At 49.6% G+C, this 24,492-nt stretch carries 18 protein-coding genes; 5 read left to right on the forward strand and 13 right to left on the reverse strand.

What is annotated here, in order from left to right; translation table 11 throughout:
* Positions 1-56: 56 nt before the first annotated feature.
* The 4 genes from cysN to sstT form a co-directional block, all read right to left on the reverse strand.
* A complete protein-coding gene (gene cysN, locus V7P87_RS06655; RefSeq protein WP_333796739.1) occupies positions 57-1,490 on the reverse strand; it encodes a sulfate adenylyltransferase subunit CysN in 1,434 nt (477 codons plus the stop codon).
* Positions 1,490-2,392 carry a sulfate adenylyltransferase subunit CysD gene (gene cysD / locus V7P87_RS06660; RefSeq protein ID WP_442967939.1) on the reverse strand — a complete coding sequence of 301 codons (903 nt, stop codon included), beginning with the start codon at positions 2,390-2,392 and terminating at the stop codon, positions 1,490-1,492. The genes cysN and cysD overlap by 1 nt, the downstream gene beginning before the upstream one ends.
* Before the next feature lie 43 nt (positions 2,393-2,435).
* Positions 2,436-3,857 (reverse strand): siroheme synthase CysG, encoded by a 1,422-nt coding sequence (gene cysG, locus V7P87_RS06665; protein ID WP_333796740.1) that lies wholly within the window; start codon positions 3,855-3,857, stop codon positions 2,436-2,438.
* 251 nt (positions 3,858-4,108) lie between these two features.
* The gene (sstT, locus tag V7P87_RS06670) at positions 4,109-5,311 is read right to left on the reverse strand and encodes a serine/threonine transporter SstT (RefSeq protein ID WP_333796741.1); all 1,203 of its coding nucleotides are present in this window, start codon (positions 5,309-5,311) and stop codon (positions 4,109-4,111) included.
* A 208-nt stretch (positions 5,312-5,519) separates the two neighbouring features.
* Between sstT and V7P87_RS06675 the strand changes: the two genes are divergently transcribed.
* Positions 5,520-6,692, forward strand: coding sequence for a tetratricopeptide repeat protein (locus V7P87_RS06675; protein ID WP_333796742.1), 1,173 nt, complete (start codon positions 5,520-5,522; stop codon positions 6,690-6,692).
* A gap of 121 nt (positions 6,693-6,813) precedes the next feature.
* Here V7P87_RS06675 and V7P87_RS06680 read toward each other — a convergent pair whose 3' ends face one another.
* The 3 genes from V7P87_RS06680 to V7P87_RS06690 are packed head-to-tail and all read right to left on the reverse strand — an operon-like array spanning position 6,814 to position 11,096.
* Positions 6,814-7,533: a phosphoadenylyl-sulfate reductase gene (locus tag V7P87_RS06680; RefSeq protein ID WP_333796743.1), complete on the reverse strand. Its 720-nt coding sequence runs from the start codon at positions 7,531-7,533 to the stop codon at positions 6,814-6,816.
* A gap of 30 nt (positions 7,534-7,563) precedes the next feature.
* Complete coding sequence (gene cysI, locus V7P87_RS06685) at positions 7,564-9,288, reverse strand: assimilatory sulfite reductase (NADPH) hemoprotein subunit (protein WP_333796744.1); 1,725 nt, start codon at positions 9,286-9,288, stop codon at positions 7,564-7,566.
* Complete coding sequence (locus V7P87_RS06690) at positions 9,288-11,096, reverse strand: assimilatory sulfite reductase (NADPH) flavoprotein subunit (RefSeq protein WP_333796745.1); 1,809 nt, start codon at positions 11,094-11,096, stop codon at positions 9,288-9,290. Before V7P87_RS06690 ends, cysI begins: the two co-directional genes overlap by 1 nt.
* Positions 11,097-11,362: 266 nt before the next feature.
* Between V7P87_RS06690 and V7P87_RS06695 the strand changes: the two genes are divergently transcribed.
* Together V7P87_RS06695 and V7P87_RS06700 are read left to right on the forward strand one after the other, a co-directional pair.
* On the forward strand, positions 11,363-12,187 hold the full coding sequence (locus V7P87_RS06695; RefSeq protein WP_333796746.1) for a DUF2884 family protein: 825 nt from the start codon (positions 11,363-11,365) through the stop codon (positions 12,185-12,187).
* A 79-nt stretch (positions 12,188-12,266) separates the two neighbouring features.
* Entirely contained in the window at positions 12,267-12,617 is a 351-nt protein-coding gene (locus V7P87_RS06700; RefSeq protein ID WP_260655123.1) for a RidA family protein, read from the forward strand.
* Here the strand turns inward: V7P87_RS06700 and V7P87_RS06705 are convergent.
* The 4 genes from V7P87_RS06705 to ubiK all read right to left on the reverse strand — a co-directional run bounded on the left by V7P87_RS06705 (position 12,608) and on the right by ubiK (position 15,302).
* The gene (locus tag V7P87_RS06705; protein WP_333796747.1) at positions 12,608-13,444 is read right to left on the reverse strand and encodes a glycosyltransferase; all 837 of its coding nucleotides are present in this window, start codon (positions 13,442-13,444) and stop codon (positions 12,608-12,610) included. The genes V7P87_RS06700 and V7P87_RS06705 overlap by 10 nt on opposite strands.
* 124 nt (positions 13,445-13,568) lie before the next feature.
* Positions 13,569-13,721: a hypothetical protein gene (locus V7P87_RS06710; RefSeq protein WP_296297508.1), complete on the reverse strand. Its 153-nt coding sequence runs from the start codon at positions 13,719-13,721 to the stop codon at positions 13,569-13,571.
* Between the two features lie 22 nt (positions 13,722-13,743).
* Entirely contained in the window at positions 13,744-15,039 is a 1,296-nt protein-coding gene (locus V7P87_RS06715) for a Xaa-Pro dipeptidase (protein WP_333796748.1), read from the reverse strand.
* The gene (gene ubiK / locus V7P87_RS06720) at positions 15,039-15,302 is read right to left on the reverse strand and encodes a ubiquinone biosynthesis accessory factor UbiK (RefSeq protein WP_296297502.1); all 264 of its coding nucleotides are present in this window, start codon (positions 15,300-15,302) and stop codon (positions 15,039-15,041) included. The genes V7P87_RS06715 and ubiK overlap by 1 nt, the downstream gene beginning before the upstream one ends.
* Positions 15,303-15,488: 186 nt before the next feature.
* On the opposite strand from ubiK, the gene rep reads away from it, so the two are divergent.
* Complete coding sequence (gene rep, locus V7P87_RS06725) at positions 15,489-17,507, forward strand: DNA helicase Rep (protein WP_333796749.1); 2,019 nt, start codon at positions 15,489-15,491, stop codon at positions 17,505-17,507.
* Here rep and V7P87_RS06730 read toward each other — a convergent pair.
* Together V7P87_RS06730 and V7P87_RS06735 are read right to left on the reverse strand one after the other, a co-directional pair.
* Positions 17,481-20,072: a sensor domain-containing phosphodiesterase gene (locus tag V7P87_RS06730; protein ID WP_333796750.1), complete on the reverse strand. Its 2,592-nt coding sequence runs from the start codon at positions 20,070-20,072 to the stop codon at positions 17,481-17,483. The genes rep and V7P87_RS06730 overlap by 27 nt on opposite strands.
* 255 nt (positions 20,073-20,327) lie before the next feature.
* Positions 20,328-20,723, reverse strand: coding sequence for a c-type cytochrome (locus V7P87_RS06735; protein ID WP_333796751.1), 396 nt, complete (start codon positions 20,721-20,723; stop codon positions 20,328-20,330).
* Positions 20,724-21,267: 544 nt separating this feature from the next.
* On the opposite strand from V7P87_RS06735, the gene polA reads away from it, so the two are divergent.
* Positions 21,268-24,060 carry a DNA polymerase I gene (polA, locus tag V7P87_RS06740; protein ID WP_333796752.1) on the forward strand — a complete coding sequence of 931 codons (2,793 nt, stop codon included), beginning with the start codon at positions 21,268-21,270 and terminating at the stop codon, positions 24,058-24,060.
* The last annotated feature ends 432 nt before the right edge of the window (positions 24,061-24,492 follow it).

The following is a 24,492-nucleotide window of genomic DNA, read 5'->3' on the forward strand; positions in this document are numbered from 1 at the left end:
CCCTGCACCAGCTGTAGTCAGCCCGGCAAGCCAATGGGTATTGCCGGGCGACGCTGTTAGCTCAGTTTAGAAATATCAACCGCCTGCCAGTGCGGGTAATGTTTACGCACAAAAGCATTCAGCTCCAGCTCGGCTGCGCTAAATCTGCTTTGTTGCTGCACTGCGGCCAGGTCGCTGTCGACCAAACCTGCACCCACAGTGATATTGCTTAAACGGTCGATAAAAATAAAACCACCGGTGTCGCGATTCTGCCGGTAAGGGTCAAACACAATAGCTTCGGTCAGCTCCAGCTCCACCAGCGCTATGCCATTTAATCCCAGGCTTTGCACTGCAGATTCTGCCAGCGTATTCACATCAATGGCATGGCGGATAGCCGTGACTTTGCCCGCCACTTTTTTGCTGGCCAGTTTAATGTTGTAACTTTTCCCAAGCTGCAGCTCATCCTCGTGCATCCACACCACTTTGGCCAGAATACGGTTGGACACTCTGGCCTGATGTTGTTTGGGCACTATCACGTCGCCGCGGCTGATATCAATTTCATCCTGTAGCGTCAGCGTCACTGCCTGACCGGCCACAGCAGAAGGCAGTTCGCCATCAAAGGTGACAATAGATTTGATCACTGAACTTTTACCCGAGGGCAACGCCATGATGGCGTCACCGACGTTAAACTGACCTGCGGCAATAGTGCCGGCAAAACCACGGAAGTCCAGATTCGGTCTGTTGACATACTGCACAGGTAAGCGCGCTTCACCTGCAAAGTTAAAACCTGTGACCGGAGCGTTTTCCAGTTTTTGCAACAAGGTTGGGCCAGCATACCAGGGGCTTTGGCTTGAGCGGTTCACCACGTTATCGCCGTTCAGCGCTGACAGCGGCACAAAATCAATGTCCGGCCCCTGCTCTGTGCCAAGCTGCTGCTTTAACTGCTCGGCAAAGGCCAGATAATCCTGCTGAATTTGTTCAAAACGGTCTTCGGCAAAACCCACTAAATCCATTTTATTAATGGCAACCACAAACTGTTTGATGCCAAGCAAAGCACAGATAAAACTGTGGCGGCGGGTTTGGGTTTGCACACCATAACGGGCGTCGATCAGAATAATGGCCAGGTCACAGTTAGACGCACCAGTGGCCATATTGCGGGTGTACTGCTCATGGCCCGGCGTGTCGGCAATAATAAATTTGCGTTTGGCGGTGGAAAAATAACGGTAGGCCACGTCAATAGTGATGCCTTGTTCACGCTCCGCCTGCAGACCGTCCACCAACAACGCCAAGTCGATTTGTTCGCCTGTGGTGCCATGGGTTTTGCTGTCTTTATGCAAAGCCGCCAGCTGATCTTCATAAATCTGCGCACTGTCATGCAACAAACGGCCAATCAGCGTGCTTTTGCCGTCGTCCACTGAACCACAGGTTAAAAATTTCAGCAAAGACTTGTGCTGTTGTTGTCTGAGGTATTCTTCAATCCCCAGTTGTTCCAATTCAATAGCGACTGACATCAGAAGTAGCCCTCACGTTTTTTCTTTTCCATCGAACCACTGGAATCGTGGTCAATCACCCGGCCTTGCCGCTCGCTGGAGCGCGACAACAACATTTCTTCGATAATGGCAGTTAAACTGTCGGCGTCCGACTCAATGGCGCCGGTCAGCGGATAACAGCCCAGGGTTCTGAAACGTACCAGCTTTTGCTGTGGCTGTTCGCCAGGCTCTAACGGCATACGATCATCATCCACCATGATCAGGGTGCCGTTGCGCTCTACTACAGGGCGGTAAGCCGCCAGATAAAGGGGCACAATTTCAATATTTTCCTGATAGATGTATTGCCAGATATCCAGTTCAGTCCAGTTCGACAGTGGGAACACCCTGATACTTTCACCTTTATTTACCTGACCGTTGTAGGTGTGCCACAGCTCTGGCCGCTGGTTTTTTGGATCCCAGCGATGGTATTGGTCACGGAACGAATAAATGCGTTCTTTAGCGCGGGATTTTTCCTCGTCACGACGGGCACCACCAAAAGCGGCGTCAAAACCATATTTGTTCAGTGCCTGCTTTAAACCTTCGGTTTTCATCACATCGGTATGTTTGGCGCTGCCAAAAGTAAAGGGGTTCATGCCCATCGCCAGACCTTCCGGGTTTTTATGCACCAGCAGGTCAAAGCCATACTCTTTGGCCAGCCGGTCACGAAACTCTATCATTTCGCGGAATTTCCAGTCGGTGTCGACATGCAGCAACGGAAACGGAATTTTGCCCGGATAAAAAGCTTTGCGTGCCAGATGCAGCAGCACCGACGAGTCTTTGCCAATCGAATACAGCATCACCGGGTTATCAAACTCGGCCGCCACTTCACGGAAAATCTGGATGCTTTCTGCTTCCAGCTGTTGTAAATGCGTTAAGGTTTGCACCAGGATGTCCCTCAAGTTAAAACATTTAAAGTTGTGCCAGTCTTCAGGCCAAAGCGGCCAAAGGTTGGGCAAATACTGCGGCCTGTGTTCTGTTGCCATACCAGGCCAGCTTGTGCTGCAGCGCCGCTACTTCGCCAATCACCAATAAGGCTGGCGACTGCACCTGCTGTTGTTCAATTAAATCTGCCAGTTGTGCCAGGGTACCGGTGATCACCCTTTGCTCAGGCCTGGTGCCATTTTCTAAAATGGCGATGGGGGTATCGGCCGCCCGGCCAGCGGCTAACAACTGCGCCTGTATATAAGCCGATTTCATCAGCCCCATATAAATCACTAAGGTTTGATTGGGGCGGCTTAAGCTGTGCCAATCCGGCTCTTTGCCGTCTTTCTGGCAATGGCCTGTGACAAACTGCACTGCCTGCGCATAATCTCTGTGTGTCAGCGGAATACCGGCATAAGCGGCACAACCAGCAGCGGCTGTAATACCGGGCACCACCTGAAACGGAATTTGATGTGGCAATAACACTTCAATTTCTTCAGCGCCACGGCCAAAGATAAAGGGGTCGCCACCTTTTAAGCGGCAGACTTTTTTACCGGCAAGGGCTAAATCTATCAGTAACTGATTGGTGTGCTCCTGCGCCACTGAATGAGCGCCGGCTTTTTTGCCGACACAAATCAGTTCGGCGTCGCGGCGTACCAACTGCATAATGGGTTCGGACACCAGATAGTCGTACACCACCACATCGGCTTGTTGCATCAGCTGCAAAGCTTTCAGAGTGAGAAGCTCAGGGTCACCCGGGCCTGCACCCACCACATAGACTTCGCCTTTGTTGCTTTGCTGGTCTTGTAGTGCTTGCTGTAATTCGGCTTCGGCGGCGCCCAGCTGCTGTGTTTGCACCAGGCTGACGATATTGGAATTAAACACTTTTTCCCAAAATTGCCGCCGCTCGGCAAAACCCTGCAGTTTTTGCTGCACTTTGGTGCGAAAACGGCCGACCAGTTCAGCCAGGGGCCCTAAATGCTGAGGTAACAAAGTTTCTAGTTTTTCGCGTAACCGCCGCACCAGCACAGGCGCAGTGCCGCCGCTGGAAATAGCCACCAGAATAGGCGAGCGGTCGATAATCGAAGGGAAAATAAACTCACATTTGTCCTGGTCGTCGACAGTATTGACCCAGATTTGTCTGGCAGTGGCGGCCTGATGTACAGCGGCATTCACCCCGTCATCGTCGGTAGCGGCCAGCACCAGCCAATGACCGGCTAACTGTGCAGCGTCGAAATCCCCCTGAATTAAATGGGCTTTTTGCTGTTGCTGCCAGGCATAAAATTCAGCTTCAAACTGATGAGACACCACAGTTAACACCGCACCGGCGCTTAACAAAGTGCGCGCTTTTCGCAGCGCCACATGGCCGCCGCCAACCAGCAACACGGCCTTGCCGGTTAAATCGGTGAAGATAGGTAAATACTGCACTGCTTGCTCCCGCTACCAAGTAGCTATTTTCTTGCCTGCAGCGGGATTGGACAGAGTGGTACCCTCATCGCCGCCGGATCATCAACGATGCGATATTAGACGTCTAAACGTCCTGAATCCAAGAAGGGATTGCGCTCAGTTATAACCAAATGGAATTAGCAAAAGGGGAATTCAGAAATTAAAGCGTCATGACAACTCAGCAAGGGGTGTTGCTGCTGTTACTCACCGAAGCAACAGCAGCAGAACAATATTTAAACCTGACGCTGACAAACAGCTGCAGTAAAGACCACATCGGTTGAGCTGTTTAATGCTGTTTCACAGGAGTCCTGCACCACACCAATAATAAAACCTATAGCCACCACCTGCATGGCAACATCACTGGAAATACCAAAAAGACCACAAGCCAGCGGGATCAGCAATAAAGAACCACCGGCAACACCAGATGCACCACAGGCAGATATAGCGGCCACCACACTCAATAACATCGCAGTGGCAAAATCCACCTGAATGCCCAGGGTGTGTACTGTTGCCAGCGTCAACACTGTGATGGTAATGGCAGCACCAGCCATATTAATAGTGGCGCCCAGCGGAATAGAGACTGAATAGGTGTCTTCGTCTAATTTGAGTTTTTCCGCCAGCATCATATTGACCGGAATATTGGCGGCTGAGCTGCGGGTAAAAAAGGCCGGAATACCACTTTCTCTTAAGCAGGTGAGCACCAACGGATAAGGGTTTTTGCGGGTGGTAATAAACACCAGCAATGGGTTGACCAACAGCGCGATAAACAACATAGATCCCACTAATACCAGCAACAACTGGCCGTAACTGGCTAAACCGGCAAAACCTGTGGTGGCCACTGTTTCGGCAACCAGGCCAAAAATACCAATAGGGGCCAGTTTAATGATAAAAGTAACCAGCATCGAAATACCATGCGACACATCGGTAAACACCTGTTTGGTGGTTTTATTGGCATGATGTAACCCCAAACCTAAACCTATAGCCCAGGCTAAAACACCAATAAAATTACCGGTCAGCAGGGCATTGATCGGGTTATCCACCACCTGGAATAACACTGTTTTTAATACCTGAGCAATGCCTTCAGGCGGTGTCACAGCTTCAGCAGCTGCGGCCAGGTTTAATGCGGTTGGAAATAAAAAACTTGCCACTACAGCGGTTAAGGCCGCTAAAAAAGTGCCGGTTAAATACAGCACCAACACGGGTTTCATTTTGGCCTGACTGTCGATTTTGCGGTTGGCAATAGATGAGGCCACCAGAATAAACACCAGAATTGGTGCTATGGCTTTGAGCGCTTTGACAAACAGCGCCCCCAAAATGGCAACCGCCTGCCCGGCTTCAGCCGACCAGCTGGCGAGCACAATACCACAAAGAATACCCAGCATAATTTGCGGCACCAGGCCCAGCTTAAAGCCCGGTGTTGAAGTTGTAGAAGTCATCAGCGCATTGTTCCTGTTGTTTTATTTTGTCGCCGATTGTGCCGTTAAAGCGCTGCCGCAGCAAGTTGTGTGCTGCAACAAGCGGCAAAAGTACGGCGGCGATGTTGTTTAACTGCAGGGGCAGGCGGATTTTGGCTTTTGCCTGCTCTTGGATTTTGACGAACACCGTGATATCAATGTGAGATAGTTGTAAATGGATGTGCCTGAAATGAAATTCACTTTGCCTTTACTTTTACTCGTCAGTTTATTGCAGGCCTGCAGTCAGACTTCTGCGCCACCGCCAGCCATTGCGCCACAGACGCCCCAACATTATTTTGCCAAAGTTGACGCCGATGCCATTCCACAAGTTGCTGCTTTTTATCAGTTGAGCGAAGCACAACAACAACAGTTTTTACAGTTTTATCACCAGACAAAGCTACAACAGCTGCCCGGCAATAAAAGGCTGGAAATGTTCCTGCATCAGCAACTGTCGAATTTTCATTATGAAGGTAAAAACTACAGCGCCAGCCAAACCATGCAGCTGATGTCAGGCAATTGTATGTCATTGGCGGTGCTTACCACGGCTTTGGCAAAGCTGGTGAATATTGAGGTAGGTTATCGCGCCACTTATGGCGAACCCATGCTGAATTTTTCCGGTGATTTATTTATCAGCTCAGACCATGTACGCACTTATTTATTTTCGCAGGACGAGCCAGACCCTGACCGGCTGATCACACAAAAAGCCGCTGTGGCTATCGACTATTTCCCGGATCGGTTAGACAGACTGGGCGCTATGTTTGATCATCGCCGCTTTGCCGCCATGATGTACAACAATCTGGCGGCGGATGCGCTGCTCGCCGATGATCAAAATAAAGCATTCTGGCTGACCCAAGCTGCGCTGCAGCAAGACCCCACCTACAGCGCCAGCATTAATTTGCTGGGTATTTTGTACCGCCGCGCCGGAGATTTAGCCTCGGCGCAACAATGGTATGAATTTGGTCTGAAACACAGCATCAATCCGGCAGCTATCGCCGGCAACTATCTGCAGGTGGCGCAGGAGCTGAACGACAATGCCGCAATCCATCGTTTGGAAGCGCTGCTACAGCAAAGCAATGACGACAACCCTTATAACTGGTTTTATCTGGCTTATCAGGCCGAACAACAGCAACAACAAGACAAAGCCATCCTTTATTACCAGAAACTACTGGAGCAGGCGCCTTACCTGCATAGAGCCAACCTGGCGCTGGCCAGGCTGTATTTGCAACAAAACAACAACACCGCAGCCCGGACAGTGTTACGCCAGGCACTGCGTTACAGTTATGAGCAAGGTCAGGTAGCTATGTATAAGGCAAAATTGCAGGCGGTTAACGAGCGCCAGAGCGGACAAGCACAGCCTGAATAAGAGCGTTTGGTGCCGTCACATCATCCGGCAATAACAGATCCAGTGCCAGCAGCTGTTCGGTAAAACCACCTTGTGGCCAGAACAGGACAGCATAACCAATAGCTTTCTACACATCATCGCATTAAGTGTGCAAACCACATTCGCGGCCCATGCCGTTAAAGCGGGTGTCTTCTTCGCTCATCCCGGCTTCCAATGGGCGGCTGGAATGGGTGTCGCCGACGGACACATATCCCTGCTCCCACAGCGGGTGATAAGGTAAGTTATTGTCTTTTAAGTAATAGTGAATGTCTTTATTGCTCCACTCGACAATAGGGCAAATTTTTACCACGCCACGTTGCACACTCACAATGGGTGTATCGGCGCGGGTGGAACTTTGGCTACGGCGCAGGCCGCTGAACCAGCTTTGTACCGCAAGTTCCTGCTGCGCCCGTTGCATCGGCTCGACTTTATTCAGCTGATTATATTGTTTCAGGCCTTCAGGACTGGTCCAAAGCTGGCCAAAGCGGGCTTCCTGCCAGGCCGGGCTTAAATGGCTGCGATACACTTGTAAATTCAGCTGCAGCCGCTCTGTCAGCTCGTCAATAAAACGATAAGTTTCGGGAAATAAATAACCTGTGTCGGTGAGTACCACCGGCAGATCGGCTTTGATGCTGGAGCAAAGGTGCAACATCACGGCAGCCTGAATCCCAAAGCTGGAGCTGAGCATATGAGTACCGGGCAGTTCTTTCAGTGCAAATTCAACCCGCTGCTGCGCCGTGAAAGGCGCCAGCCGTTGGTTAATTTCCAGCAGCGCTTGTTGCTGCGCCGCCTCGTCTAACTGTAATAACTGCTGATAACTCATAATGTTCGAAACTCCAAAACTTTTGCCGGATCAGGCGTGAAAATCGGTTTTGCTGACTTTCACCTCTGCCACTACGCCAATCCGAATAACAAAATCACCAAAACATTCACCGGCCTGACGCTCAACCGCCCAACGACCAATCAGCGTATCGAGCGCAGCCAGAATGTCAGCTTCGGCCACATTATCTAAATACAGTTTTGGAATACGGGTACCTGCTGTGTTGCCACCTAAATACAAATTGTATTTGCCAGGGCCACGACCCACTAAACCCGCTTCGGCCAGCATGGCGCGGCCACAACCGTTAGGGCAGCCCACCACCCGCAGAATAATATGGTCATCCGCCACATTGTGTTTGGCTAAAATGCCTTCCACATGAGTGACTAAAGTGGGTAAATAACGTTCGGCTTCCGCCATCGCCAATGGGCAAGTGGGTAAAGACACACAGGCCATCGAATTTTTGCGTTGTGCTGTCACGCTGTCTTCAATTAAACCATGAGCCCGGGCAATAGCCTCAATCTGTGTTTTATCTTCAGCGGCCACACCGGCAATGATCAGGTTTTGATTTGCCGTCATGCGAAAATCACCTTTGTGAATTTTGGCAATTTCCGACACCCCGGTTTTCAGCGGTTTGCCCGGGTAATCCAGCAAACGGCCGTTTTCGATAAACAGCGTTAAATGGTGTTTACCATCAATGCCTTCCACCCAGCCAAAACGGTCGCCCCTGTGGGTAAATTCATAAGGCCGGCTTGGCTGAAACTTTACACCAACCCGTTTTTCCACTTCCTGTTTAAAGGTTTCCACGCCAATACGGTCGATGGTGTATTTGGTTTTGGCGTTTTTGCGGTTCACCCTGTCGCCATAATCACGTTGTACTGTCACCACGTGTTCAGCCACTTTCAGCACATGCTCCAGGCCAATAAAGCCAAAATCTTCGGCACGGCGTGGGTAAGTGCCTTTGTCACCGTGGGTCATGGCAAGACCACCACCCACCAACACGTTAAAACCAACCAGCTGGCCATTTTCGGCAATAGCCACAAAGTTTAAATCGTTGGCATGCACATCCACGTCATTATGTGGTGGGATCACCACTGTGGTTTTAAACTTACGCGGTAAATAGGTATCACCCAGCACAGGTTCGGTTTCTGTGGTTTCCACCTTTTCTTCATCCAGCCAGATCTCGGCATAAGCGCGGGTTTTTGGCAGCAGATGTTCAGAAATTTTGGCAGCCCATTGATAGGCTTGCTGATGTAACACCGACTCCACCGGATTTGAGGTGCAAAGCACGTTACGGTTGACATCACCAGCTGTGGCTATTGAATCTATACCAATGCTGTTGAGCATCTGATGCATAGGTTTAATGTTGGGTTTAAACACACCATGGAACTGAAAGGTCTGGCGGGTGGTTAAACGAATGCTGCCGTACAGGGTTTTTTCACTGGCAAACTTATCAATAGCCAGCCACTGCTCAGGTTTGATAATGCCACCCGGCATCCGGGCGCGTAACATCACATTATGCAGTGGTTCCAGTTTTTGTTCGGCCCGTTCAGCCCGCAAATCGCGATCATCTTGCTGATACATGCCGTGAAAACGCACCAATAAGAAGTTATCACCGGTAAAACCACCGGTAATTTCATCTTTTAAGTCAGTGGTAATAGTGCCGCGTAAATGATGACTTTCCGCCTTTAAGCGTTCGTTATCAGACAGCGCGCCCTGCACCTGCAGCTTTGGATCTATCGGGTATTGTGGCGTTGTCATTAATAAACATCCTTCTGATAACGTTTTTGTTCACGCAGTTGTTCTAAATAATCGGCGGCCGCTTCTTCGCTTAACCCCCCAAACTGTTGTGCAATTTGCAGCAACGCCTGATGCACGTCTTTGGCCATTTTGCTGCCATCACCGCAGATATAAAGATGGGCACCTTGCGCTAACCAACTCCAGACTTCAGCCCCTTTGGCCAGTAGCTTGTGCTGCACATAAACTTTTTCCGCCTGGTCGCGGCTAAAAGCCACGTCCAGCTTGCTGAGCACACCACGTTTTAAATAATCTTGCAGTTCTACCTGGTATAAAAAATCCTGGGTGAAATGGGGGTTACCAAAAAACAACCAGTTCTGGCCAGTGGAGCCAGCGTTGTCACGCTCCTGCAAAAATGCCCGGAAAGGTGCAATGCCGGTACCTGGGCCAATCATAATCACTGGTGTGTCGTGGCCTGGCAGACGGAAATTGTCATTGTGCTCGACAAAAACTTTTACCTGCTGGCCTTCGGCTAAACGTTCGGCCAAAAAGCCGGAAGCACCGCCTAAGTGGGTTTGACCAAAAGCGTCATAACGCACCACAGCCACTGTTAAATGCACTTCTTCACCCACTTCCGCCTGGCTGGAAGCGATGGAATATAACCGCGGTTGCTGCTTACGCAGGCTGTCGGCGAGCTGCTGCGCACTTAACGCACCCGGGAATTGCAGCACTATATCGGCGGTTTGATGTTGCGCTAAAAATTCGCGCAGCGCTGTTTTGTCTGCCGCCAGTTGCTGCAACACTGTATTGCCGGTGGCCGCTGCGTATTTTTCGACAAAAGAAGGATAAGACTGCGTCAGCTCCAGCTGTTCAGTGAGGGCTTGTTCAATGGTGATTTGGGCACCATCGAGCGTCACTTCAGTTTCAGCAGCAATGCCGGTGGCGGCCAGAATAGCGCTCACCAACGCCGGATCATTCTGGAAATACACCCCAAGCGCATCACCCGGCTGATAAGTCAGGCCTGAACCTGCCAGCGAAATTTCAATATGACGCACGTCCTTGCTGGAACTGCGGCCGGTAATTTTCTGATTGACGGACAACTCAGCAAGCAAAGGATTTTGTTTGCTGTACAAACTGTGATGGCTGTCAGTAGCACCTGGCCAGGCAATGACTTGTGCCGAAGGTGTGGTATTAGCGGCTGTTAATAAAGGCGCAAACTGCAACAGCGCCTGCTGTTGCCACTCAGAGGCTTTTGCTTCGTAATCCACATCCAATAAGGCCACAGGCTGCAGCCTTTTTGCGCCAGATGCCGCCAGCTTATTGTCAAAATCTAAAGCTGTCTGGCAGAAATATTCATAAGAGCTGTCCCCCAAACCCAGCACTGCGTAATGTAACTGCGGCAGCTGAGGCGCTTTTTTGCCAAACAAAAACTTATGAAAACTCACCGCAGACTCAGGCGGTTCACCTTCACCATAAGTGGAAGTGACAATAATCAAAAACTTCTCTTTGGCCAGTGCATTGGTTTTATAACTGGCAATATCCAGCAACTGCACCGCAAAACCCTGCTGCTCAGCGGCAGCTTTCATTTTGCCGGCCACTCCTTTGGCATTGCCGGTTTGGGACGCATATAAAATAGTCAGAGTTGCAGCTTCAGCCACCTGAGCAGCAGCCACAGGCCCCGCCTGCTGGCCGGAGAGTTGTGCAGCTGCGGCCAGATAACCGCTGACCCAGGCTTGCTGGATCGGATTGAGCTGGCTAACCAGCGCCTGTAAATTTTTAACTTGCTCGGCACTTAGCGGGCTTGCTTGTGCACTCAGTGAAGCCAAAAGCATAACAACACCTGTTTTTATTCAACTGCCCGCATTTTAGCCGTCTATACGGATATTTCTGAAAGAATCGATCCTTCCGCTTTATGCGATTTGGTTATATAGCAGTAATAACATCAACACTGCTCTGTTTTGACTAAAAGTTAGTCATTTTGACGACACCTTGTGAGGCCAACTTTGATAACTCAATAAATAAATCAACAACTACAACAACTTAATATCTGGCACAGCCCTTGCGATGTGTTGTTATCAACCGACACAAGGGGTCTACTATGAAAACATTAATTGCCACCGCTATTGCTGCCAGCCTGTCTTTTTCTGCTTTTGCCACTGAATCACAAAACTGTGCTTTGCAATTTAAAGACGATTTAGTGATTAACCCAACGTCAGTTCAGTTACAACGCGCCGACCAGTCGTTATGGCTGATCAATAGCGAAGGCCAGTTATTTTTAGATGGCAAAGCCGTCAGCACAGACGCCAACACCCAACTGGCACTGCAACAATATCAGCAGGGTTTACGCGGTCAGGCACAGGAAACTGTGTTGCTGGTTGCCGATGCTTTGCAAATGGCATCTGAAGCCATTGGCCGGGTGGTGACCCAGTTTGGCGGCGACAACAGCGACGTGCAGCTGGGTATAGATAAATCGTTAGCCAAATTGCGTGGCAATATTGACCAACTGGTGATTAAAAACGGTGATGAGATCCGAATCAACGGCAGCAAATTACATAATGCCGATGAGGAATTTTCCAAAGAGTTTGAACAAGCCATCGAAAGCTCAATGACTGAAATGACAGGCTCTATGCTGGTGATGGTGGGTCAGGCCATGTCGCGCGGTGAAGGCAACTTTGAACAACGGATGGAACAGTTTGGCCAGGAAATGGAAAAGTTTGGTGCAGAGCTGGAAGCTGACATGGAAAGTCGTGGTGCTCAGTTAGAAAAACGTGGCAACAGCATTTGTCAGAACCTGCAGCAGCTTGACCAGCTGGAGCAACAAATCCAGCAGCAGGTGCCTGCCATGACAGCTTTTGATCTGATCAACACCAGTGAAAAAGGGTTACAGCTGAGCTTTAAATCAGCAGATGGTCAGACCGAATAGTCAGCCCGCTTTAAACAAGTTATGCTTATCTCCTGAATTCGCCGCGCAACCTGCGCGGCATTTTTTTGGAGTTAAGCCAATGAGTATTCAACGCATTTTACCAGCAAGCCGCTATTCAGAAGCCGTGATTGCCGGCAACTTTATCTTTTGTGCCGGCATGGTGCCGGAGCGTACCGACGGGGACATTGTGGCTCAGACCAAAGACGTGCTGGCACAGATCGACGCTTTGCTGGCCAGATGTGGCTGCGACAAAACCGCTATTGTGGATACCGTGATTTATCTTGCGGATATGGCCGACTATAACGGTATGAATCAGGCATGGGACAGCTGGGTTGCACCTGGTCAGGCTCCAGCACGCGCTACTGTTGAAGCCCGCTTGGCCAATCCGGCCTGGCTGATTGAAATTAAAGTAACAGCATATCAGGGCTGATGTGTTGCTGTTAAGCCATGCGCTGAGACGCTGCTCCCGGGCTTAGCCGCCCCCTGACCCAGCCCGTAGCGGCTTTTTAGCTGCTCCAGCAAGGACTGCTGCGGATAAGTCTGGTTTTTATCAAAACCATGCTGGCGCAGCATTTCGTTATACAAATGCACAGTGTAACTGCCGGTTAAGTCACTCAGCGCAATACCGCCCTGATAAATGCGCTGCCAGTTGGCAAAATGCACCGGATAAAACATTTGTTCCGGCTGGATATAAGACTGTAAAGCAAAATAACTGACAGCGCGGGTCAGCCCTTTAGGCCCACCAATTTCGCCCCAGCCAACATTGCCTCTGTGATTGCCAAGCAGGTAACGGCGCAGCAACTTTTTCAACTTGAGCCGCAGATCATCATAAGGTAACCAGTGGTTTGGATTGGCGCAGCTGTCCGCCATAAATCGACAAAACGGATGGGCCGGCGGAAAACATAATAAACCTGAACCAACCAGCTCACTTTCCCAGCCAAAAACGATATCGGGTTGTGCCGGCAGCGGTTGCAAACACACCATGTCCATATCCACCCAATAACCCCCATGCCGATACAACATTTCCCAGCGAAACCAGTCGGAAAACAGCGCCAGACTGCCTTTTTGATTCACAAAAATATGTTGTTTATCAAGGATGGTATTGGCATCGCGGATTTCGGCCCCCGCCGGTACCTGCTGCACACCGTCGTAGGTATAAAGCACAAAGTGATGGCCGTGCTGCAGATAAGACTGCACCACCAATTGTTCGACGGCGCTCAGGCTGCCGCCGATCCATAATCCATACACTGTTTGCATCTGCACTCCGGCTCAGGGTTTCGAGCGGGGTATTATACCCAAGCGCTAGGGCGCTGCAGAGCGGGTCAACACACAAATTTAGTCAATTCGGATATAACGCTGCTTTTATCAGCAGCGTCCCAGCTTAGATTTTACAGGCTCCACCGGCACAATCATCTTCATCCGGTAAAGCGGCAGCATCAGCAGCAGCCTGATCAGCCAGTTCCAGTTGTCTGGCATTTTTTTCCGCTGCAGCATCAAAGTCCAGGTGGTCTAAATCAAAATCAAATTCGCTCATTTTTGCGTCCTTATTAAAGCTGTTATTCCAGCTGTTGTTCACCGGTACTGACCAGTTGCCCACCTTTAACCACCAGTGGCGCCTGTTCTAATACCTTGATATTGGTTAACGGGTCCTGCGGTACTGCAATCAAATCAGCATAAGCGCCGGCCTTTAATTGCCCGACCAGCAAAGTGCCGTTGTGATCACGCCAATTTAATAAAGTGGCCGCATGAAGAGTGGCACTTTGCAGCGCCTGCAGTGGCGTCATGCCCCACTGCACCATATAAGACAGTTGCCGGGCATTCAAACCATGGGTATACACACCGGCATCAGTGCCATAAGCCATTTTAACCCCGGCATGCACCGCCTTTTTAAAGTTCTGCCTTTGTACCTGACCTACGGCGCGTTCTTTTTCCAGTGATTCCGGCAAAATACCAGCGGCCTCACCTTCTGCCAGAATATAGTCGCTGACATAAACATCCATCACCAGATAAGTGCCTTGTTGTTTTGCCAGTGCAATGGCTTCATCGTCAACAAAACTAGCATGTTCTATTGAATCCACCCCGGCGCGGATCGCCCTTTTAATGCCAATTAAACCATGGGCATGGGCGGCCACAATACGGCCTCTGTCATGGGCTTCTTCTACCAGCGCCTGCATTTCCGCCTGACTATATTGCGCCGCATTCACGTCGGTGTTTTTTGACATCACACCGCCTGTTGCGGTGAATTTAATCACATCAGCGCCATATTTAATGTTTTCGCGCACCTTGCTGCGGATTTCATCACTGCCGTTGGCCACACCACCGCTTTGGGCACGGTAAATATGCGGCAACAGATTGTTGTCACAATGGCCGCCGGTCATACAAATCGTTGGGCCGGACACCCGCATCCTTGGCCCCGGGGTTTCACCATCGTTAATGGCATCACGCAGCGCCACATCGGCAAAACCGCCAGCGCCTAAATTGCGCACTGTGGTAAAACCGGCTTTTAATGTCACCTCAGCCGCTTTGACACCAAAAATGGCTTCACGCTGTGGTGTTTCAGCAAGTGCTCTATAACCATGTTTAGTAGGGTCGGACGTCAGATGCACATGCATATCGATTAAACCAGGCAACACATAAGCATTCGATAAATCGATGGTATTTGGCAGTTTTGGCGCCTGGGTTGCCGGCACTATGCTGACAATGCGCTCACCGTCGAGCAACAACGCCTGATCGCGCTGATAGTTACCGGTACTGACATCCAGCAGATAACCAGCCAGCACCACGCCATCAACTGCAGCAAAAGCTGGTGCTGTGCTCAGGCTACATAAAAGTAAGGTACCAGGCAGCCGCATCAGGACGGATCCTTGCCCTGGTTTTGTTCCTGCAACAGTTGCTCTACCTGTGCTTCTAATGCTTCTAACCTGGCGCGGGTGCGCTGTAACACCTGAGTTTGTACGTCAAACTCTTCCCGCGACACAAAATCCAGCTGGCTCAGTTTTGCCTGCAGCACCGCCTTAATTTTGGCTTCCACATCGTCTGCCACTTCGCGGAATTTCGGTGGAATAGCAGCACCAATCTGTCGTGCCATATCTTCAATTTTTTTTGGATCTATCATCTGGGTTGCCTCGGATTCTGCTGGGTCGGAACAATTTATTCTACGAGCCTTGATGGTGACAGGCGACAACTATTTCAAGCAAATTTCAGGCAAAGTACCGCTTTTGCGACAAAAGCGCCGGCAGAGTTTGCTGTTGCGCCAAAGTGCTTTTTGCTAAACTTGCGCCCTCGCAATACAGGGTGACCGATGAAACTTAATCCACAACAAAATGAAGCAGTCAAATATATCTCCGGACCTTGTCTGGTGCTGGCTGGCGCTGGCTCAGGCAAAACCAGAGTGATCACCAATAAAATTGCTTATCTGATTGAAGAATGTGGCATGTCGGCGCGGCATATTGCCGCTGTGACCTTTACCAATAAAGCAGCGCGCGAGATGAAAGAGCGGATTGCCCATCAGCTTGATCGCAGCAAATTACGCGGTTTAACTGTTTCTACCTTCCACACGCTGGGCCTTGAGATCATCAAAAAAGAACACAAAGCCATTGGTTATAAAGCCAATTTTACGTTGTTTGATGATCAGGACAGCATGGCTTTACTGAAAGAGCTGACCGAAACCGATTTGCAGGGTGATAAAGATTTATTGCGGGCGCTGCAAAGCAAAATCTCAAACTGGAAAAACGATTTATTATTGCCGCAACAGGCCATGGCCCAGGCGATGGACGCACAAAGCATCAGTTTTGCCAATTATTACGCCCAATACGCCCTGCAGCTGCGTGCTTATAACGCTTTGGACTTTGACGATTTAATTATGGTGCCCACTCTGTTGTTTGCCGCCAATGCGGAGGTGCGTCAGCGCTGGCAACAAAAGCTGCAATATCTGCTGGTGGATGAATATCAGGATACCAACACCAGCCAATACGAACTGGTGAAATGGCTGGTGGGTGAACGGCAGCGTTTTACCGTGGTAGGCGACGACGACCAGTCGATTTATTCCTGGCGCGGTGCCAAACCACAAAATCTGGTGTTGCTTGGCAAAGATTTTCCGAATTTAAAAGTAATTAAACTGGAGCAAAACTACCGCTCCTGCGAACGCATTCTCAAGGCCGCCAATATTCTCATTGCCAACAACCCGCACGAATACGACAAAGCGCTGTTCAGTACTTTAGGTTATGGTGTGCCGCTGAAAGTACTGCCAACCAAACACGAAGAAGATGAAGCAGAAAAAGTGGTGGCGGAAATTATTTCCCACCGTTTTTTAAACCGCAGCAATTACAAAGACTACGCCATTTTATACCGCGGTAACCATCAGGCCCGTGTGTTTGAAAAAGCGCTGATGACCAACCGTATTCCTTACAAAATTTCCGGTGGTACCTCGTTTTTCTCCAGGCCGGAAATTAAAGATGTGATGGCTTATTTGCGGCTGTTGGTGAATCAGGACGATGACAATGCGCTGCTGCGTATTATCAACACGCCAAAACGCGAAATTGGCGCAGCCACTTTAGAGCGCATCGGCAGCCTGGCCAATTCATTACATATCAGCCTGTTTGAAGCTTGTTGTGCACCGGAATTATCTGACGAATTATCGGCCCGAAGCCTGGCGGCTGTGCGTGATTTTTCCCGCTGGATGGTAGAGCTGGCCGACAATGCAGTGCGGGCTGAGCCGTCCGAAGCGGTTCGGGATCTGCTGCGCCAGAGCAAATACGAAGCTTATTTGTTTGAAAGCTGCGCCAGCCCCAAAGCGGCCGAAATGGCACTAAAAAACGTGAATGAGCTGTATCGCTGGGTGAGTGAAATGCTCAAAGGCGACGAAGAGCACGAGCCAATGACGCTGTCAGAAGTGGTCACCAAACTGACACTGCGCGACATGATGGAGCGCAATGACAAAGACGATGATGCCGATCAGGTGCAGCTTTTGACATTACATGCTTCCAAAGGCCTTGAATTCCCTTATGTTTTTATGGTCGGCATGGAAGAAGGCATACTGCCGCACCAAAGCTGTATTGATGAAGACAACGTGGAAGAAGAAAGACGCCTGGCTTATGTGGGTATTACCCGCGCCCAGCGTGAGCTGACTTTTACCTACGCCCGCGAAAGAAGACAATTTGGTGAAGTGGTGAAACCCGAGCCCAGCCGGTTTTTGCAGGAACTACCGGCGGATGATTTAGAATGGGCGCAACACACGGCGCCGGTGAAAACCGAAGCGCAGCGCCAGCAAACCGGCCTGGCGCACTTGGAACGGCTACGCCAGTTGTTGAAGAAAGACTGACGTCTGCGCCTGCTGCAGGTTGCGCACCAGCTGGCCCTGCAAATAACAACAACCCAGTTCTAGTAATTGTTGCCGTAATTCAGCATCGTCCACGCCGGCTGCAATGACTCTGAATTTGTAGTTTTGTGACAAGTTCAGCAGCAACTCCAGCAGCTGTTTTTTATGCGGATGGCGCAGCACGCTGCGGCTAAATGAAGGGTCCAGTTTGACAAAATCAAATGGATATTGGGCTAACAGGCCAAAAGGCATCATCTCTACACCAAACTGCTCCATCGACAAACGTACACCCAGCCGTTTCAGCTGTTGTAGATAATTCAGGTTACTGCTGCCAAGCCGGATCAGGTCGGTTTCGGCAAAACCCAATGCCAACCTGTGCAACAACGACTGATAAGGCAACAACACTTTATGCAGACGGTCAAAATGCACCGGGTTGATTAAATGTTGCTGGCATAATTTCAGGCTGAACAAGGCCGGTTGTGGCTGTTGCTGCAGCTGCTGCAATAACTGCTGCAAAATCTGCAATTCAATTTGCGCCAGTACACCGGCCTGTTCTGCCTGATGGCTGAAGTTTTGTTGTAAACCAAGGTCCGGATGTACCCACTGGATATTGCTTTCAAAACCCAATAAATGTTGTTTTTCAGCGCAGACGATAGGGTCAAAGGCAATTTCAAATTGTTTATCGGCCAACGCCTGATGCAGCGCCTGCTCCATACTGAGCTCCTGCAACAGTTGCATCCGCATCGTGCTGGTAAAGATCACAAACCTGTTGCGCCCCATAGCTTTGGCTTGATACATAGCGGCGTCGGCATCGCGTAATAAAGCGTCGGCATTTTTGTAATCCGGTTTATAACAGGCAATACCAATACTGGCGCCTGAGTGCACTTGTTGCTCCTGCAGCAGCATCGGCGCGCGCACAGCCTCAATAATGCGGTCTGCCACTTCTTCGGCATCAGTGTCGCAGGTTAACTGGGTTAACAGCACCACAAATTCATCACCACCCAACCTCGCCACCAAATCGTGTTCGCGCACAGTACGTAATAACCGCTGACTGACTTCCACTAAAAAACAATCTCCGGCATGGTGGCCCATAGTGTCGTTGATCAGTTTAAAACGGTCTAAATCAATAAATAACAGTGCAAAACGTAACTCAGGTTCCCGGCCGCGCAAGGTAAACTGCTGCTTTAAGTGCTGCATAAATAGCTGGCGATTCGCCAGGCCGGTCAGAGTGTCGTGATTGGCTTCGTGAAACAGTTTTTCTTCAATTTTTTTCCGCTCTTCCACCTGCAGGCGTAAAAACAGATTGGTTTGGCGCAACTCGCGGGTGCGCTCAAAAATTTTCCGCTCCAGCTCTTCCTGATGTTGTTTTTGTTGTTCGGCGTTGAGTTTACGTTGAATGGCCACCGCAATATGCTGGGACACAAAACGCAGAATATTCAGTTCGTTTTCGCTATACAGATAAGCTTCATCATAAGACTGTACTGCAATCACCCCCAGTGCCTGCTGGTCAATCAATAATGGAGCACCCAACCAACTGGTCGATAACGGCACCTGCTGATCCGGATCAGACACCAGCCGCAGCACTTCGCCTTGTGCCACCAGCAATTCCGACAGTTCACGGTTGATCAGCCGCGCCTCTCCCACTCTGAGCACATATTCAGTAAAACCTTTGCGCAGCGGTCTTTCCTGCGCCGGTGGTGAATATTGGTCCAGATAAAACGGAAAACTCAGGGTTTTGCCGCTTTCATCCAGCAAGGCGATATAACAGTTATCCACCTTCATTAAACCCGACAGGATTTTATGCACTTCACGGTAAAAACCCTGCATGTCGGCGTTGGTGGCCGTCAGCTCGGAAATTTTATATAAAGCCGCCTGCAGCTTTTCGGCATTACTGCGCTCGCGGATCTCCCGCTGCAAAGACTGATTGATATTTTGTAACTGCTTAGTGCGCTCCCGTACTGTCAGCTCCAGCAGCTCACGGCTTTTTACTCTGTCGATGGCGGTTACCGTATGGCCGGCTATCGCTTCCAGCAAATCGACATCCCGCTGCTGATAGTTGTAGGAGTTGTCATATACCTGCACAGCCATCACACCAATCAGTTGCTGACCACGGCACAAAGGAACCCCAAGCCAATGGTGACTTGGTGTGCCCTGCGACTGAATTTCTCCCTGAGCTATTAACTCTGCAAAACGCTGTTCATCACACAACAAAGGTTGACGGCTACGCACCACATAACCAGTGAGGCCAGTGGCAAAATCGGCCGGACTCAGATCGGCAACATTCAGCTGGTCTTTTTCATCGGCAAAATATTCCAGACTGATCTCACCCGAGTCGTGGTCAGTCAGCACCACATAAAAGTTATCGGCTGGCAGGTAATCATTGAGCAAAGAATGGATGGCCGGATAAAACTCCGACATATCAGACAAAGTACTGGCAAGTTCAGATAAATTTAATAACGCACGCTGCACAGCACAGGCCAGCCGGTAGCGTTCCAGCAATACTTTGAGTCGGCGCTGCGATACAGTGCGCCCGGCAGCCTGGCCAGCAGTTTTTGTTAATCCCTTCAACTGATGCTCTTTTTATAGTTAGCGGCCCGGAGGTTGGACCTTTTTTTGCAGAACCGCCCCTATTATGCACAAAGATTAACCAGATAAAAGAGGTGTACGCCAGACAAAAGCGGAGTTTTTCGTCAATTTTGCCGTTGGTACAGCAGCGACACAGTTTTGGATTATAAAAAACTTAACAACAAAGCAGAAAATATCAAAGCGCAAATAAAAAAAGCCGCCTGCACAGCAGACGGCCTGGTCACAGCTTGATGAGGCTTAAACGCCTTCAGTCATAAATTTAATAGCGTCCAGAATTTCGTCATCTGAACAATCACCACAGGTACCACGTGGCGGCATATTACGAATACCGTCAATTGCGTGCTTGTGCAGTACGTCCATACCCTGAGCTAAACGCGGTTTCCAGGCAGCATCACCTTTTTTCGGTGCATCCATAGCACCAGTACCGTGACAGGCAAAGCACGAAGCCTGATAAACCTGTTCGCCAGTGCGTGGGCCTGTAGGCGCAGCCACAACAGGCTCAGAACCTGCGAGATAAACCTGGCCCACCGGAGCTATCCGCGCTTTTAATTCATCAATTTTTTTGTCGTCGGTGCTGGCCTGGGCAACCAGAGCACAGCTTAATAAAGCTAGAACAACAGTGATTTTTTTCATAAATCGGGATCCCCGGAAAATTAAGCCGCACAAATTCTGGGGCATTATAGCGCTGCCAACACAAAGAGGGAAAGCCCCAACAAGAAGCACTGACCGGCCTTCTGGGGTTAAGGCAGGCAAAACTTAAAAACCTGAACACATTCAGATGGTTTTTTCATCGAATTACTAACTGAAAGCTTGTGTTATTCAACAAATTTTTTTTCATTTTTCTGCTTTGCAAATGATGTCTTTGTGGTAGTCTACTTAGCCATTCGCCCTTACTGCTCTCGTCTTTTGCATGCGGTCGGCGGATGGTTAAAAAGATTTTCCACAACAGGATGTAAAGAATAATAACAAGGGTTCATGTTGTTCTCCCCTTCGTTTTTAGTTTTATTCTCAACAACTTAGCTTAACTTTGATGCCTGAAAGATCTTGGTAGTCGCACTGCTGCCTGTTATTTTTTGCACAAACTTATCCACAACATATCCACTTTTTCCGAGCAAAAGCATTCTGGCCGATCAAGGCCGGATGTGGCATGCTTAATAAAAAATTCGGAGCTCAGCTCATGGTACAAATTCCTGCCGATCCACTGATCCTGGTTGATGGTTCTTCTTATTTATTCCGTGCTTATCACTCACCACCACATTTAACCAATTCCAGAGGCGAAGCCACTGGCGCTATTTATGGTGTGGTGAACATGCTGAAGAGTTTACTCAGGCAATATAATCCCAGTCAGATGGCAGTGGTGTTTGATGCCAAGGGGCCAACCTTTCGCAACGAACTTTATACCGAGTACAAAGCCCACCGCCCGCCGATGCCGGACGATTTACGCAGCCAGATTGAACCCTTACATCAGATTATTCATGCTTTGGGTTTACCGCTGTTGTGTATTTCCGGTGTTGAAGCTGATGATGTGATTGGCACCATCGCAATGCAGGCAACTGCTGTAGGTCGTCACGTGCTGATTTCGACCGGTGATAAAGATATGGCGCAGCTGGTCAATCCGCATGTGACCCTGATTAATACCATGACCAATACCATCCTCGACCCTGATGGGGTCCGGGAAAAGTTTGGTGTAGGGCCTGAGCTGATTATCGATTTCCTGGCACTGATGGGCGACAAAGCCGATAACATTCCTGGTTTGCCCGGTGTCGGTGAAAAAACAGCGCAGGCATTACTGCAGGGACTTGGCTCTATTGCCACTTTATATCAGCGACTGGATGACATTGCAGCTTTAGGTTTTCGCGGCAGCAAAACCATTGCTGATAAAATGCTTGAGTATAAAGATCAGCTGGAATTGTCTTATCAGCTTGCCACTATTAAAACCGACGTGGAGCTGCCAAAACAGCTGATTGATTTGCATATCCAGACACCTGACTACACCAAACTGGCAGAGCTTTACCAGCAGTGTGAGTTTCGTCGCTGGCTGGCTGAAGTACAAAGTACAGACAAAATTAATACAGTGCGCACTGAAGCTGCCATCGAACAACAAACAACCACAGCTGTCGCCCCCCAAACCCCGGCTGAAAATGCCGCACAGCTTGATCGCAGCGGCTATCAGACTATTCTGACAACCCAGGCTTTTGACGAGCTGTTATTGTTATTACAACAAACTGAGTTGGTTGCTTTTGATACTGAAACCACCAGCCTGGATTATATGCAGGCTGAACTGGTAGGCATGTCTTTTGCCGTTGCACCGGGCCAGGCTTATTATCTGCCGCTGGGTCATGACTATATTGGCGCCCCTTTGCAGCTGCCACGCACAGAAGTGCTGCAAAAACTTAAAGGCTGGCTGGAAAACCCGGACAAAGCCAAAGTCGGTCAGAATCTGAAATACGATATGAGTGTGCTGGCCCGCTACAATATCAGCCTGCGTGGTGTAGCTTTTGACACTATGCTGGAATCTTATGTGCTGAACAGCGTGGCATCGCGCCATGATATGGACAGCCTGGCGCAAAAATATCTGAATCATCAGACCATCAGTTTTGAAGATATTGCCGGCAAAGGCGCCAAACAACTGACTTTTAATCAGATCGAACTGGAAAAGGCCGCTGAATATGCCGCTGAAGATGCAGACGTCACTCTGCAGCTGCACCAGCAGTTATGGCCACAATTACAAGCCGAAGGGCGCCTGGCTCAGGTGTTACAACAGATTGAAATTCCTCTGCTTTCAGTGTTATCGCGGATGGAACGCACCGGCGTGCTGATTGATGCAGCTCTGTTGCAACAACAAAGCGAATTTCTGGCCAACCGGATTGGTGAGCTGGAACAACAGGCGCACAACCTGGCCGGCAAAACCTTTAACCTGTCATCACCAAAACAATTACAGGAAATTCTGTTTACTGAGCAGGGTTTGCCGGTGCTGAAAAAAACACCAACGGGTATACCTTCCACGGCCGAGGAAGTGCTGACTGAACTGGCGCATGACTATGAATTGCCAAGAGTTATTATTGAACACCGCACTCTGGCTAAACTGAAATCCACTTACACTGACAAACTGCCGCAGAGTGTAAACCCGGTTACAGGACGGGTGCATACCTCTTATCATCAGGCGGTGGCGGCCACTGGTCGTTTGAGTTCCACCGAACCCAACCTGCAGAATATACCGATCCGCACCGAAGAAGGCCGCCGTATTCGTCAGGCTTTTATTGCTGCGCCCGGCAAACGTATTTTGGCAGTGGACTATTCGCAGATAGAGCTGCGCATTATGGCGCATTTATCTCAGGATAAAGCTTTGCTGGACGCTTTTGCCCAAGGTCTGGATATTCACCGCGCTACAGCTGCCGAAGTATTCGCGGTGCCGCTGAATGAAGTAACCACAGAACAACGCCGCCGTGCCAAGGCAGTAAACTTTGGTTTAATTTATGGCATGTCGGCTTTTGGTCTGGCGAGACAGCTCGATATCAGCCGCAGTGAAGCCCAGCATTATGTCGACACTTATTTTGCCCGTTTCCCTGGTGTACTGGCTTATATGGAAAACACCAGAGCTCAGGCACATCAAGCTGGTTATGTCGAAACTTTGTTTGGCCGCCGACTGTATTTGCCGGAAATTAACAGCAAAAACATGGCACGCAAAAAAGGCGCTGAGCGCGCGGCCATTAACGCACCGATGCAGGGCACAGCTGCTGACATTATTAAAAATGCGATGTTGGCCGTTGATCATTGGTTGCAGCAGCAGGATCAAAGCAAAATCAGCATGATCATGCAGGTGCACGATGAACTGGTGTTTGAAGTGGATGCCGGCCTGCTACCGGAATTCCAACAGCAAATTGTCAGCCTGATGCAACAAGCCGCCAAACTTGATGTACCTTTGCTGGCAGAGGCAGGTTCTGGCCTGAATTGGGATGAAGCACACTAGAAGCATGTTAAGTATAGAAACTGATTGAACTTATTTTATCAGGCTCAGTCTGTTTAGCCGTGAGCATACCCATTCCTGGTAATTCACCTTTCAGCCCCGCTATGACATGAGCGGGGCTTTTTTCTACCCGCCATACAACAACCATTCATCTGACGATCCCCACAACATCTGAAGTTTAGGGCATTTAAGCTCGTAACTTAATTACGAATCAGCGTAAAAAGAAAAACAAAATCAAGTTTATGTAGTTTTATTACAAAATGCGCTTGCTTTTTGAACTCGTCGCAGTAAAATCAAAAACTGTAGGGTACAGAGGTAAGATGTTCTATCTTTCGGCAGTTTTAGGAGTTAAATCCTGAATCCGCATAGAAAGTAGGCTTATTTAGCCGCCCCACTGCTTGCAGTGGGGCGTTTTTTTTTATCCAAAATTTGAAA

This window comes from Rheinheimera sp. (assembly GCF_036782235.1).
GTDB lineage: Bacteria > Pseudomonadota > Gammaproteobacteria > Enterobacterales > Alteromonadaceae > Pararheinheimera.